This window comes from Pseudomonas sp. NPDC098747 (assembly GCF_044760045.1).
GTDB lineage: Bacteria > Pseudomonadota > Gammaproteobacteria > Pseudomonadales > Pseudomonadaceae > Aquipseudomonas.
On sequence record NZ_JBIWAL010000039.1, the window covers coordinates 1 to 13,079 of the forward strand.

At 51.0% G+C, this 13,079-nt stretch carries 13 protein-coding genes; all 13 read left to right on the plus strand.

The features are described from left to right. Window positions 1-486 (plus strand): S1 RNA-binding domain-containing protein (locus ACIQVE_RS20885; RefSeq protein ID WP_402811570.1); only part of this gene is annotated, 486 nt, incomplete at its 5' end. 216 nt (window positions 487-702) lie between these two features. Then, window positions 703-981 carry a hypothetical protein gene (locus ACIQVE_RS20890; protein WP_402811573.1) on the plus strand — a complete coding sequence of 93 codons (279 nt, stop codon included), beginning with the start codon at window positions 703-705 and terminating at the stop codon, window positions 979-981. A 151-nt stretch (window positions 982-1,132) separates the two neighbouring features. After that, a complete protein-coding gene (gene ihfB, locus ACIQVE_RS20895) occupies window positions 1,133-1,429 on the plus strand; it encodes an integration host factor subunit beta (RefSeq protein WP_003189779.1) in 297 nt (98 codons plus the stop codon). 27 nt (window positions 1,430-1,456) lie between these two features. Continuing rightward, window positions 1,457-1,696, plus strand: coding sequence for a lipopolysaccharide assembly protein LapA domain-containing protein (locus tag ACIQVE_RS20900; protein WP_402811577.1), 240 nt, complete (start codon window positions 1,457-1,459; stop codon window positions 1,694-1,696). 230 nt (window positions 1,697-1,926) lie between these two features. Beyond that, window positions 1,927-3,003: a dTDP-glucose 4,6-dehydratase gene (gene rfbB, locus ACIQVE_RS20905; protein WP_402811580.1), complete on the plus strand. Its 1,077-nt coding sequence runs from the start codon at window positions 1,927-1,929 to the stop codon at window positions 3,001-3,003. Further along, a complete protein-coding gene (rfbD, locus tag ACIQVE_RS20910; protein WP_402811583.1) occupies window positions 3,000-3,893 on the plus strand; it encodes a dTDP-4-dehydrorhamnose reductase in 894 nt (297 codons plus the stop codon). The genes rfbB and rfbD overlap by 4 nt, the downstream gene beginning before the upstream one ends. Then, window positions 3,890-4,780, plus strand: coding sequence for a glucose-1-phosphate thymidylyltransferase RfbA (gene rfbA / locus ACIQVE_RS20915; protein WP_402811585.1), 891 nt, complete (start codon window positions 3,890-3,892; stop codon window positions 4,778-4,780). Before rfbD ends, rfbA begins: the two co-directional genes overlap by 4 nt. A gap of 56 nt (window positions 4,781-4,836) precedes the next feature. Next, window positions 4,837-5,760 (plus strand): glycosyltransferase, encoded by a 924-nt coding sequence (locus tag ACIQVE_RS20920; RefSeq protein ID WP_402811588.1) that lies wholly within the window; start codon window positions 4,837-4,839, stop codon window positions 5,758-5,760. Continuing rightward, the gene (locus ACIQVE_RS20925) at window positions 5,757-6,719 is read left to right on the plus strand and encodes a UDP-glucose 4-epimerase family protein (protein WP_402811590.1); all 963 of its coding nucleotides are present in this window, start codon (window positions 5,757-5,759) and stop codon (window positions 6,717-6,719) included. Before ACIQVE_RS20920 ends, ACIQVE_RS20925 begins: the two co-directional genes overlap by 4 nt. After that, on the plus strand, window positions 6,716-7,747 hold the full coding sequence (locus tag ACIQVE_RS20930; RefSeq protein WP_402811592.1) for a glycosyltransferase family 4 protein: 1,032 nt from the start codon (window positions 6,716-6,718) through the stop codon (window positions 7,745-7,747). Before ACIQVE_RS20925 ends, ACIQVE_RS20930 begins: the two co-directional genes overlap by 4 nt. A 326-nt stretch (window positions 7,748-8,073) precedes the next feature. Continuing rightward, complete coding sequence (locus ACIQVE_RS20935) at window positions 8,074-9,990, plus strand: glycosyltransferase family 2 protein (RefSeq protein ID WP_402811594.1); 1,917 nt, start codon at window positions 8,074-8,076, stop codon at window positions 9,988-9,990. Between the two features lie 812 nt (window positions 9,991-10,802). Continuing rightward, window positions 10,803-11,621, plus strand: coding sequence for an ABC transporter permease (locus ACIQVE_RS20940; protein ID WP_402811597.1), 819 nt, complete (start codon window positions 10,803-10,805; stop codon window positions 11,619-11,621). Further along, entirely contained in the window at window positions 11,611-12,987 is a 1,377-nt protein-coding gene (locus ACIQVE_RS20945; RefSeq protein ID WP_402811599.1) for an ABC transporter ATP-binding protein, read from the plus strand. Before ACIQVE_RS20940 ends, ACIQVE_RS20945 begins: the two co-directional genes overlap by 11 nt. Window positions 12,988-13,079: the final 92 nt, after the last annotated feature.

Below are 13,079 nucleotides of genomic sequence, written 5' to 3' on the forward strand. Positions count from 1 at the left end.
AACGAAGTTGGCGAAGAAGCTGTTCGTCGTTTCAAGAAGGGCGACGAGCTGGACACCGTTATCCTGTCGGTTGACCCAGAGCGCGAGCGCATCTCCCTGGGTATCAAGCAGCTGGAAAGCGACCCGTTCTCCGAGTACGTCTCGGTTAACGATAAAGGCGCAATCGTTACTGGCACCGTGAAAGAAGTTGACGCCAAAGGCGCCATCATCGTTCTGGCCGACGATATCGAAGCGACTCTGAAAGCCTCCGAAATCAGCCGTGACCGCGTTGAAGACGCGCGCAACGTTCTGAAAGAAGGCCAGGAAGTAGAAGCCAAGATCATCAGCGTTGATCGCAAGAGCCGCGTAATCCAGCTCTCGATCAAGTCGAAAGATGACGCTGAAGAGAAAGAAGCTATCCAGAGCCTGAAAGCCGCTCCGGAAGGCGAAGCAGCTGACACCACTATGGCGGCACTGCTGCGTCAAGCAATGGCTAAACAGAACTGAGTTCTGTCTAACCATTAAAAAGGGCGACTTCGGTCGCCCTTTTTTGTGCCTGCGATTTGATGAAAAGAGATCGCGTGCGGGAGTGTCGGGCGCCGTGGGTGAAACCAATTGTATTTCCTGGCTGTCTGTTTCTTTAATCGGATCAATCGCCTATTCGCGACTAAGCTTGGTCTTAACTGCGTAGTCGTCGGGCTGCAGCCTGGCATAAGGAAATGGATGAACAAGTTTATTGTCTTCATGGCAGTGCTGGCGTTGGCGGGCTGTACCACGAGTGCCAAGACACATGCTGTGCGTGGCGTCAGTGGTATAGAGGTCGATTGTTCTGGATTGGGTTCTGGTTGGGAGAGGTGTCAAAAGCGTGCAGCGAAGGAGTGCAAGGGGGCAGGCTACAAAGTGATTACACGATCCGACGATGCCAAAGATGAGGATGAATACCCGTTCGGCTTCAACCCTGCGGGCATGGTGACTCGAACCATGTTGGTGATCTGTCGCTAATCTCGCGCTGATCCGGTTTGGTGTTGATGCCCTGAAAATGGGCGTTTCGATGCGGAGGAATATATGTCAATCCATGGGCTGTTCAAAATCTTCGGGGCGTGCTAAAACCTTTCAAGCGCTGATCTAGCTGCTTGAAAAAGAAGGGAAAAATATGACGAAGTCGGAGTTGATCGAACGAATTGTCACCCATCAAGGGCTGCTCTCATCCAAGGATGTGGAGCTGGCCATCAAGACCATGCTTGAACAAATGTCCCAATGCCTGGCTACCGGTGATCGCATCGAGATCCGCGGGTTTGGCAGCTTCTCCCTGCACTACCGCGCGCCGCGCGTAGGTCGCAATCCGAAAACCGGTCAGTCCGTCAGTCTGGACGGCAAGTTCGTTCCGCATTTCAAGCCTGGAAAGGAACTGCGAGATCGGGTCAACGAAGAAGAGGAGGAGGGGGTTTGATTGTTACCGTACTCAAATGGACTGCGCATGCGTAATCTAAAACGCATCCTGTTGGCCGTGCTTATTCTCGTGCTGGTAATGGCAGTGCTCGCCTTCGTTCTGGATAACCAGCAATCAGTTTCATTGCTGTTTCTTGGCTGGGCGGGGCCGCAACTTCCGGTGTCAGTGGTTCTCGTGCTGGCGTTGCTGATCGGTATGTTGATCGGACCGGTTCTTGGCTGGTTTCTGGGGCGTACGTCCAGAACTAACCGCAAGCGCCTGGACTGACATCGGCGTAAAGCAAACCGCGATCCAGACTTTGGCCACAGCTTGTCTATATCCATTAGTAAAACGTTCATTAAGCTGTAAAATGCTGCGCTTATCCGATACTGGCAGATTCCCATATCGGTTCAGACTGACATCGTCAGAAGCCACGGCTGAAATGATGGCTTTTGCATTCATGGATTAGACAGCGCTCGCTCGACGGCCCTGTCAGCAACTCAAGGGTATGTTTTCGCGTGAAAATTCTAGTAACCGGCGGCGCCGGGTTTATCGGTTCCGCAGTGATCCGTCACATCATCTCCAATACTTCCGACGCAGTCATCAACGTCGATAAGCTGACGTATGCTGGTAACCTTGAGTCGCTAGCCGAGGTCAGCGGTGATTCGCGCTACGTATTTGAGCGCGTTGACATCTGTGATCGTGACCAAATCGACCGTGTCCTGCGTGAGCACCAACCGGATGCAATCATGCACCTGGCCGCAGAATCGCATGTCGATCGCTCGATCACTGGTCCGTCCGAGTTTATCCAGACCAATATCATCGGTACTTACACTCTGCTGGAAGCAGCCCGCCAGTACTGGTCGGTGCTGGATGACACCCGCAAAGCTGCTTTCCGCTTTCACCATATTTCGACTGACGAAGTTTACGGCGACCTTGAAGGTCCGGAAGATCTATTCACCGAAACCACTCCTTATCAGCCAAGCTCGCCATACTCGGCCAGCAAGGCAAGTTCCGATCATCTGGTTCGCGCGTGGGCTCGTACCTACGGTCTGCCAACTCTGGTGACGAACTGCTCGAACAACTATGGCCCTTGTCACTTCCCCGAGAAGTTGATCCCGCTGATCATTCTCAATGCGCTGGAAGGCAAGCCGCTGCCGGTCTATGGCAAAGGCAATCAGGTTCGTGACTGGCTGTATGTCGAAGATCACGCTCGTGCGTTATACAAAGTCGTCACTGAAGGCGTGATTGGTGAGACTTACAACATTGGTGGTCATAACGAAAAGCAGAATATCGAGGTGGTTCACACACTTTGCGCTTTGCTTGATGAGTTGCGCCCTGAGTCTGTACATCGTCCACACGCAAGCCTGATCTCCTACGTTCAGGATCGCCCGGGCCATGACCAGCGCTATGCAATCGACGCGAGCAAAATCCAGCGTGAGCTGGGCTGGACGCCGGAGGAAACCTTTGAGACTGGTATTCGCAAAACCGTCGAGTGGTACCTCACCAACACTGAATGGGTAGAGCACGTCAAAAGCGGTAGCTATCAGCAGTGGATTGATCAGAACTACGCAGATCGCTCGAACAAGGCATGAAAATTCTTTTGCTGGGCAAAAACGGTCAGGTAGGTTGGGAGCTGCAGCGCTCCCTCGCTCCGCTTGGCGAGCTGATAGCGCTTGATCGCCATGCCGTTGATGGTTTGTGCGGTGATTTAGCCAACCTGGATGAGTTGCGCGCAACTATCCGGAAAGTCCAGCCTGATGTCATTGTCAACGCAGCAGCCTACACGGCAGTCGACAAGGCTGAGTCGGAGACGGATCTTGCTCACCGTGTGAACAGTCAAGCCAGCGAGCTCATGGCCGAGGAAGTGGCGAGTCTGGGGGGGTGGCTGATTCATTACTCCACCGATTATGTTTTCAGTGGACAAGGCTCGACGCCGTGGCAGGAAACCGACGCAGTCGCGCCGGTGAATCACTACGGTTCGAGCAAGCTGGCGGGAGAGCAAGCCATCAGTGCGTCGGGTTGCAAGCACCTGATCTTTCGCACGAGCTGGGTGTATGGCGCACGTGGCAACAACTTTGCCAAGACCATGCTTCGTCTGGCGACGGATCGAGACACGCTGAACGTTATCGCTGATCAGATCGGCGCGCCGACGGGGGCTGACCTGATTGCCGACGTGACGGCCCTGGCCATCCGCCAAGTCATGCAGCGTCCCGAGCTGTCGGGTTTGTACCATCTGGCAGCCAGCGGCGAGGTGTCCTGGCATGGTTACGCAAGCCATGTGATCGCATTCGCAAAACACAACGGCGAGCAACTCGCCGTCAAGAACGTCAACCCGATCGATACCCCTGCTTACCCGACACCCGCACGTCGTCCTCTGAATTCAAGATTGAATACTCAGAAGCTGCGCGACAACTTTTCTCTACACTTGCCGGATTGGCAAAGTGGTGTAACCCGAATGCTTAGGGAAGTTCTGAACAAATGACTACGACAAATCGTAAAGGCATCATCCTCGCAGGCGGCTCGGGCACGCGTCTCCATCCGTTGACTCTTGGCGTGTCCAAGCAAATGTTGCCGATCTACGACAAACCGATGATTTTTTATCCGCTGTCCGTGCTGATGCTGGCAGGTATGCGTGAAATACTCATCATTTCTACCCCGGAAGATCTGCCTTGTTTCCGCAAGTTGCTGGGCGACGGTAGCCTCTACGGAATTAAACTTACTTATGCCGAGCAGCCTACCCCTGATGGTTTGGCGCAAGCGTTCATCATTGGTGAAGAGTTCATCGGCAATGATCCTTGCTGCTTGATACTTGGCGATAACATCTTTTACGGTCAGCACTTCTCGGACAATCTGCGTTCGGCCAGTGTTCAACAACAGGGTGCTACTGTCTTTGGGTACCACGTTTCCGATCCCGAGCGTTTCGGGGTTGTTGAATTTGACGAGTCGGGTCGTGCTCTGAGCATCGAAGAAAAACCGCTGAAGCCAAAGTCCAACTATGCGGTCACAGGATTGTATTTCTATGACAACGATGTGGTGGAAATCGCCAAGAGCATCAAACCTTCGGAGCGCGGAGAGCTAGAGATCACTGATGTGAACCGAGCATATCTGGAGCGCAAAACACTGAAGGTTGAGATGCTCGGTCGTGGATTTGCATGGCTGGATACCGGGACTCACGATTCGTTGCTGGAGGCCAGCCATTTCGTGCATACAATCGAGCAACGTCAGGGGCTGAAAGTCGCGTGCCTGGAAGAAATCGCATTTCACAACGGCTGGATCACTGCCGAGCAGTTGGGTGCGCAAGCTGAAGCTCTCAAAAAGACTGGATACGGGCAATACCTGCAAAAGTTGCTGGACGCGCCTTCTCATTAAGAGAGGGTATTCTCCTTTTCGAACGGCAACGTTCCAACCGGTTTAACAGGATTGGTATGCCAGTAAGACTTCCCAGGGTTGCGGTTTTGCTGGCTGCCTTTAACGGTATGCATTGGATCGAGGAGCAACTTGCCTCGATTCTCGAGCAGACTGCGGTTGATGTGACGGTATACATCAGTATCGATCCTTCATCGGACGGTACCGAGAACTGGTGCTACGAATTCGCTGCTGTTAACCCTGGTGTCGTCGTCTTGCCGCCAGCGGGCAACTTCGGCGGCGCGTCGCGCAACTTTTTCCGACTGATTCGAGACGTTAACTTCGACGGCTATGATTTTGTCGCATTCGCTGATCAGGATGACGTCTGGGATAAAGATAAGCTGTATCGGGCAATCCATATACTTCGAACGCAAAAGCTTGATGGCTACTCCAGCAACGTCATTGCCTTTTGGAGTAGCGGCAAAACGCATTTGATCGACAAGGCTCAACCTCAGGCGTCTTGGGACTATCTGTTCGAAGCCGCCGGGCCAGGCTGTACTTATGTTTTAGGTAATAAGCTTGCCGTCGAATTCAAGGCTGCGGTATGTGCCAATTGGCATCAAGTACAGGATATTGGTTTGCATGACTGGTATTGCTATGCGTTCGCCAGGAGTAATGGTTTTCGGTGGTACACCGATCCCGTGCCTTCTATGAAGTATCGTCAACATGAGAGCAATCAGGTCGGCGCCAACGTCGGGATCAACTCGCTATTGATGCGCTATAAAGCCATTCACGATGGTTGGTGGTTTTCTCAAGTAAAGCTGATTGCCGCTCTAGTGGGCAAGCGCGAGGATCCATTCGTTCGCCCTTGGTTTCGACTGGAGCGCCGACAATTGATCGCTCTCTCATTAAAGGCTTGGAATTGCCGCCGGCGTGTACGCGACAAGGTGTTTTTTTTCCTTATTTGCTGGGCCACAGCAATAATCGGGAAAAAAGTTGAATGAATAAACGGCAAGTTTTGGTGACTGGCGGAAGTGGTTTTGTGGGTGAAGCGGTATTGCTTCGTTTGTTGCTCGACCGTAAATATGTGCCCGTAGCCGCCGTCCGTGGTAGTTTGCGTTTGTCTGGTCTTTGCCGGGTCGTACCTTTTTCGCTCGGTGATACTTCAGAATTGCCCGCACTGGACGACGTTGCAGTAGTGGTTCATTGTGCTGCGCGCGTTCATGTGATGAATGAGGTAGCGCAGGATGCTTTGGCGGAGTTTCGGAAGATCAACGTCGATGGCACAGCGGCTCTCGCGCGCAAAGCTGCAGAGGCCGGTGTCCGGCGTTTCATTTTTATAAGCTCGATCAAGGTGAATGGTGAGCGCACATCTGAAGCCGCTCCCTTCCGATATGACGACGTTCCTGCTCCCCAGGACCCTTACGCTCAATCCAAGCATGAAGCCGAACAGATTTTGCTGGAGATCAGTCGAGAGACTGGTATGGAAGTGGTGATCATTCGTCCACCGCTGATTTACGGTCCCGGCGTCAAAGCGAATTTTTTGAGTATGATGAATTGGCTTAGCAAGGGAGTTCCACTTCCTTTTGGAGGCATCGCCAATCAGAGGAGCTTGGTTTTCGTTGGTAATCTTGCCGATTTGGTTGTGCTGTGCGTAGATCACCCTGCGGCGGCGGGTAATACGTTTTTGGTCAGTGATGGCGTCAGTTTTTCGACTACACGATTACTTACAAGTATCAGTGAAGCTCTCGGGCGTGCCACATATCTCGTTCCAGTTCCGTCGTGCCTTCTAAAAGGTATGTTGTTTTTGATTGGGAGGCGGGTAGTTGCCCAGCGCTTGTTTGATTCGCTCGAAGTTGATATTTCGCGAACCCGAACTGTTCTCGGATGGTCTCCACCCGTGAGTGTTGAGCGCGCAATTCGTCGAACCGTAGCTCAATATCTGGATGCTCAAAAAAAATGATATTTTCTGGATTTTTGTTAACGGTGTTCGTCGCTTCTTTAATGCTGACCTACGCGCTCCGGCAGTATGCTTTGGCCAACAGTCTGATCGACATCCCTAATTCACGAAGTTCTCATTCCATTCCGACTCCTCGAGGCGGCGGCGTGGCCATCGTCGTCTCGTTCCTGATTGCGTTGCCTGTATCGTACAAACTGCAATTGGTTGATTTTCCGACCATGATCGGGTTATGCGGTGCAGGTGGACTGGTTGCGATGTTAGGTTTTGCTGATGATCATGGGCACATTGCCGCTCGTTGGCGACTCGTCGGCCATTTTGCGGCGGCCGGCTGGGCATTGTTCTGGCTGGGTGGCGAAGCTCAGATTTCCCTGGTTGGTTATTTGATCGGTTTGAACTGGATTACAGGAATCTTGCTTGCGGTCTACCTGGTCTGGATGCTCAACCTCTACAACTTTATGGATGGCATTGACGGGTTGGCAAGTGTTGAGGCTATCTCGGTCTGCCTTTGTGCATGTCTGGTTTATTGGGTCAGCGGTTATTACGCTCTGATGTGGACTCCTTTTCTGCTGGTAGCCTGTGTTGCTGGATTTCTATGCTGGAATTTTCCTCCTGCGCGAATCTTCATGGGGGATGCCGGTAGTGGTTTTCTAGGCCTGATGGTAGGACTGTTAGCAATTATTTCGTGTAGCAAGATGCCTGATTTGCTGTGGTGCTGGCTCATACTATTGGGCGTATTTATAGTGGACGCGACTTGGACTCTCTTGCGACGTCTTGCTCGGGGGGACAGGATCTATGAAGCGCATCGTAGCCACGCTTATCAGTATGCCTCTCGGCATCATGGTAGCCACAAGACAGTCGTGTATGCCGTCCTGGCAATAAATCTGCTTTGGCTCACTCCGCTCGCCGTCATGACCGCTATCGGTTTGGTCTCAGGGGTGCTAGCGCTTGCCATTGCCTACATTCCGTTGATATTAGGCGCAATCAAATACAAGGCCGGAGTGCCGGAAGCATCAGGGCCGGGGATTAATTAATTTTCCCAGATCATCCGATTTCGCTGTCTCTCCGGCCGGCCCTCCTCTATTTCACGCGCCGCTTTGGCTCTTTGCGAAGATGGAGATGCGGGAAGACGAAGCGCCTGCGATCCGATCTGAAGAGTATCAACAGCAGACGTACACTTTCTTGCTGGAATCAAAAAAATAAACAATTGTGTGCAGATTTGGATTTGCTGAATAATGCGCACCTTCAAGTCAACGGCAGGTTACCAATCGGAACAATGCCTTGAAATTTGCGCTCAAGCGATGAGCAGTCTGATTGGTTGACAGAGAAAGACTCGTTTTTAAAGGATAAATTGCTCGATATGAGGACTTCGAAAAAGTCGCTATTCACACGTTTTCTGGCAGGGTTGCGCCTGTCGTTTTCTAACCCGAAGGCAGTTCTCCGGCCTGTGTATCAACGATTCCCTTTTTTGGCGAGTATTCGGGTAAGAGTAAGGGTTTTCTTTCGGATCGCTCGGACCAGGCTTCTTGTCCTCGTTAACTCCAAAAATAACCTCGTCGCCCTACAGGCGTTGACGGAAAAACGGTTCTCCCATGTCTTTTCTAAAGTCAAGCTCGGCGAGCATCTGGTCATTGATATATCGATCGTCACTTATAACAGTTCGAAGTGGGTTGACGATTTTTTTGAGTCGTTAAAACGGCAAAGTTATCCGTGTGAGAAACTGAATCTTTTTTTTGTCGATAATGGCTCCGTAGACCATACGGTCGAAAAGCTTGAGCACTGGCAAAGAGAACTCGTTGGCAAGGTCGGTGGGTTTCATATACTGCGTGGAGAAAATGTCGGGTTTGGTGCAGGGCATGATCGTGCGATTGCCCAAGGCCGGGCGGATTATTTTCTGGTTAGTAATATAGATATCCAATTGTCCGATGATGCAATTGAACAGATAGTTGCTCATGCTGTTTCGCATGGTCAAAACGACGTCGCCTCATGGGAAATGAGGCAAGCTCCTTTTGAACACCCGAAATATTATGATCCTGTCACGCTGGACACTAACTGGTCTTCTCATGCTTGCATCCTTATCAGGCGTGATGCTTATTTGCGTGTTGGCGGTTATGAGAGTCAGATTTTTATGTATGGTGAAGATGTTGAGCTGTCTTACCGGTTCAGGTCTTTTGGTTATCGGCTTAAATACTGTCCTTCCGCCGTTGTATTTCACTACACCTATGAGCACGAAAACCAGGTCAAGCCTCTTCAGTATGTCGGAAGCACTCTGGCGAACGCTAATATCAGATTTCGTTATGGTTGCTTTTTCGATAAAGTCGGAGGTCTCGCGCTTCAGATTTTGTTGATGCTCCGACCACAGGTGTACCCTGGCTCACGCCTCCATTTAACGAAGAATATTCTTCGTCTAGTGAAAACAGCGCCCCATTTTCTCAGAGGTAAAGGACCTGAGAAAGCGGTCAAACATCCGTTCAGAGGGTTTGACTATGAAATGATCAGAGATGGAGCTTTCTGGAAGGTTGGTGGCCCTCTCGTTGAGCAACCTCTGATTACGATTGTCACTCGGACCTATCGAGGGAGAGCAGAGTTTCTCAGGCAATCAATAATGTCGGTCATCAATCAGACTTACCAGAATATTGAACTGATTGTTGTCGAGGATGGCGGGCGGACAATGCAAGCTCAGGTGGAAGAGGCTTCATTGTTATGGGGGGCAAGTGTGCGATTCTTTGGTTTGGAAAAGGTCGGGCGCTCTGTAACTGGAAATTATGGTCTTGAAATGGCCTCGGGAAAATATTGTATGTTCCTGGACGACGATGACCTGCTTTTTCCTGATCACGTCGAAGTTCTTTTGGATGCTCTTTTGAAAGACCAGCAAGCAGTTGCCGCTTACTCTCTGGCCATGGAGGTAGGTACCGTGATCGACGAGGCTAGTGGGCGGTATGTCGAGGTGAGTTACGAAACGAATGCTGCCTATAAGCAGGAGTTCGATTACGAGACTCTGCTTGATCATAATTACATACCGATTCAGTCTATACTGTTCAAGCGTGACCTGTTTGTGGAACGAGGCGGTTTCGAAACCGATATGAGTAATCTTGAAGATTGGAATCTTTGGTTGCGTTATGGCTATAAGAACCATTTTTGTTATGTTCCGAAGACTACTTCCTTATTCAGGACGCCTGCGGATCCGAGCGTGAGAGTCGGGCGTCATAAGCAACTCCATGATGCCTATTACACAGCGAAGAGTCGTGCAGTGGCATCTTGTGCGGGCTATGAGTAACTTCTGTTTTTTTTCTTATGACTCTCCGGAAAAAGCTGCCTGCTCAGGCAAATGCCAGTCAGCCTAGCTGACTGGCATTTTTCTTTATGATCGGGTACTTCGATGATTTCAAGCGAGAAGGCTCAGCTGATTGGCAATAGCCTGTTCAGGCGGCTTTTTTGCTGTTGCTGCTGCAAAGGCTCGGCGGAGTAGGGGGCACGCCACAGTTTTAGGCTGTCGGGCTTGGATTTCTGGCAGCATCGCCAACGCTCGGTAGCTCAGCGCATTTTCGCTTTGGATGTCGACGTGATGCGTGGGAAATTTCGTGATTCTGCGTGAGTTTGAATGTTATCATCCGCCAGAATATTGGCTTGAAGACGTCTGCTCGGAGAGCTGAGCTAGCCGACCAGCTTGCGAAAATGCAGCATGGGCCTATTGGATATCTGGCGAGTCATCGGTTGATTTTAGCTCCCTCTATATTCGAGATGGCGGTCCGGGGTGCACAGCTTGTTCCTCATTCGACGTGGTCGCACAGGTTTTCGAAGATCTGGCTGCACGTCTCATTATTTTTTTGTGTCCCGTGCTACCCACGCACCAATCCCATGGCCGGTCTGATTTCGGCGATAATGGGCTCCGCAAATTTTAAGGAGCTGCGCTTCTATTGAATGGAACTCACCGACTTTGTAAGACAACTCATAGGCTTGTCTCGCGCCTTCTGTAGAAAAATGCGATATTTTTCCAGAGTGCTTCGCTTTTCATTATCGGATATGACCCCTTCGCTTTCGGCCCATGATGGCCGCTGGTACGTATTTTTTTGTTGAGGCTTTTGTTTGATGCGCCGATTTTCTGCCAATCCATTGGAAATGTTCGCCAGTCTCTGGCGCAATACTGCCCTGATCAAAGCATCAACGATCCGCGAGGTGCTTGGGCGATACCGCGGCTCGGCGATGGGGTTGCTTTGGTCGTTCTTCAATCCGTTGTTGATGCTTGCGGTTTATACCTTCGTCTTCAGCGCGGTACTGCGTGCCCGATGGAGCGTGGATAGCGATTCGAAGACTGAGTTCGCGCTGATTCTGTTTGCAGGGCTGATCATTTTCAACTTGTTCTCCGAGTGCATTAACCGGGCGCCCGGCTTGATTCTCGGCAAGGTCAATTTCGTAAAAAAAGTGGTTTACCCCCTAGAGATCCTACCCGTAGTGGTGCTGGGCTCAGCGTTGTTTCATGCTGCGATCAGTCTGGGCGTATGGTTCATCGCCTATGGGATTTTCTTCGGCGTGCCACACGCCACAGCCTTTTACCTTCCGCTGATCATCATTCCTTTCATCATGTTCATTATGGGGGTCAGTTGGGCACTCGCTTCCTTGGGAGTCTACCTACGTGATGTTTCACAATTCATAGGGATTTTGACTACCGTCCTGATGTTTTTGAGTCCGATTTTTTACCCTGCGACGGCACTTCCCGAGTCGTATCGTCACCTGCTTTATCTCAATCCGCTGACTCCAGCTATCGAGATGACTCGTGACGTTCTGTTCTGGGGCAAGTTGCCGGATTTTGAAGTATTGGGAATCTATTGGGTTGCCACGACGTGCATCGCATGGTTGGGTTTTGCCTGGTTCCAGAAAACACGTAAAGGATTTGCTGATGTCCTCTGAAGTCGCGATTAAGGTTGAGAACCTGAGCAAGTGCTACGAAATCTATGATCAGCCGCGTGACCGGCTCAAGCAATTTATCGTGCCTCGCCTGCAAGGCGCTGTGCATTTGAAGCGTAGTCAATTCTTCCGTGAATTCTGGGCTCTGCGCGACGTTTCTTTCGAAGTAAAGAAAGGGGAGACGGTCGGAATCATCGGTTGTAACGGCAGTGGTAAATCCACTCTGCTGCAGATGATCTGTGGCACGTTGAATCCCTCTTCCGGTACCGTGCAAACTAACGGGCGTATTGCAGCTTTGCTTGAGCTGGGGTCCGGGTTCGATCCAGAGTTCTCTGGCCGAGACAACGTTTACATGAATGCGGCCGTTCTCGGGGTGGCGAGGGAAGAGGTCGATCAGCGATTCGATGAGATCGCGGCTTTTGCGGATATTGGTACCTTTATTGAGCAGCCAGTAAAAAGCTATTCGAGCGGCATGGTCGTTCGACTGGCATTTGCGGTTCAAGTGATGATCAAGCCCGATATCCTCATCGTTGACGAGGCGCTTGCCGTAGGGGACGAAAAATTTCAGCGCAAGTGCTTTGCGAGAATGGAGGAGCTGAAAAACAACGGCACCTCGATTTTGTTCGTGTCGCACTCTGGGCCAAGCATTATCGAACACTGCGACAGAACCTTGTTGCTGGATCATGGTGTCCGTTTGATGTACGGCGCCGCTCCACAGGCAGTGAGAGCCTATCAAAAGCTCATCTATGCCCCTGAGACAGAGTACAAAAGACTCGTTGAGGCCTATTTGGCGGCTGATAAGTCCGGGGAGGATATTGATCTTCAGAAAGCGGTTGTCGAGCGATCGGTGAATTCCAGCGAACAGGCGACTGATGCATTTGATGCCGGCTTGGTTCCTGAAACTACCGCGATCTATCCCACGCAAGGTGCCAAAATCAAATCCTTCACCATTTTTGATGCTGAAGGCCGGCTGGTGAATGTTTTGCAGTCCGGAAAGACCTATCAGATTCAAATGGCAGGGCACTTCGACCAAGACTTTGACGCTACGTTCTGGGGTATTCATATCCGTAACGTTTCGGGCGCGGTTTTGACAGGTCAGCGTTTTCCCGAGGACGGTTCTTATTTTGAGTCCGTCCGTGCCGGGAGCGAATTTAATGTTAAATTTTCTTTTCAGATGAATTTATTACCTGGCACCTACTTTGTAGGAGGCGGAGTTTGGTCTAATCAAGAACCAAGTTGTGCGCACAGGATCATGGATGCAATCATGTTTCGGGTAGCCCCGGGAGAAAAATCGAATTCTTTCGGCTATGTGGATTTGATGACAAGTGCGCCTCAGGCGGATGTTGGGAAGGGATCCATGATTAAGTAAATGTAAGCGCCTGCCGTGATTGTTCGCAGGCAATTGGATGTGAGGTCTGACAGTCAACAACAGCGTTGTTGACTGTTTGATTTAAATCGGCT

What these genes read in the sequence shown, in the direction of transcription:
- ACIQVE_RS20890 (WP_402811573.1), top strand. Translation starts at nt 703, where the DNA reads ATGAACAAGTTTATTGTCTTCATGGCAGTGCTGGCGTTGGCGGGCTGT.
- ihfB (WP_003189779.1), top strand. Translation starts at nt 1,133, where the DNA reads ATGACGAAGTCGGAGTTGATCGAACGAATTGTCACCCATCAAGGGCTG.
- ACIQVE_RS20900 (WP_402811577.1), top strand. Translation starts at nt 1,457, where the DNA reads ATGCGTAATCTAAAACGCATCCTGTTGGCCGTGCTTATTCTCGTGCTG.
- rfbD (WP_402811583.1), top strand. Translation starts at nt 3,000, where the DNA reads ATGAAAATTCTTTTGCTGGGCAAAAACGGTCAGGTAGGTTGGGAGCTG.
- rfbA (WP_402811585.1), top strand. Translation starts at nt 3,890, where the DNA reads ATGACTACGACAAATCGTAAAGGCATCATCCTCGCAGGCGGCTCGGGC.
- ACIQVE_RS20920 (WP_402811588.1), top strand. Translation starts at nt 4,837, where the DNA reads ATGCCAGTAAGACTTCCCAGGGTTGCGGTTTTGCTGGCTGCCTTTAAC.
- ACIQVE_RS20925 (WP_402811590.1), top strand. Translation starts at nt 5,757, where the DNA reads ATGAATAAACGGCAAGTTTTGGTGACTGGCGGAAGTGGTTTTGTGGGT.
- ACIQVE_RS20930 (WP_402811592.1), top strand. Translation starts at nt 6,716, where the DNA reads ATGATATTTTCTGGATTTTTGTTAACGGTGTTCGTCGCTTCTTTAATG.
- ACIQVE_RS20935 (WP_402811594.1), top strand. Translation starts at nt 8,074, where the DNA reads ATGAGGACTTCGAAAAAGTCGCTATTCACACGTTTTCTGGCAGGGTTG.
- ACIQVE_RS20940 (WP_402811597.1), top strand. Translation starts at nt 10,803, where the DNA reads ATGCGCCGATTTTCTGCCAATCCATTGGAAATGTTCGCCAGTCTCTGG.
- ACIQVE_RS20945 (WP_402811599.1), top strand. Translation starts at nt 11,611, where the DNA reads ATGTCCTCTGAAGTCGCGATTAAGGTTGAGAACCTGAGCAAGTGCTAC.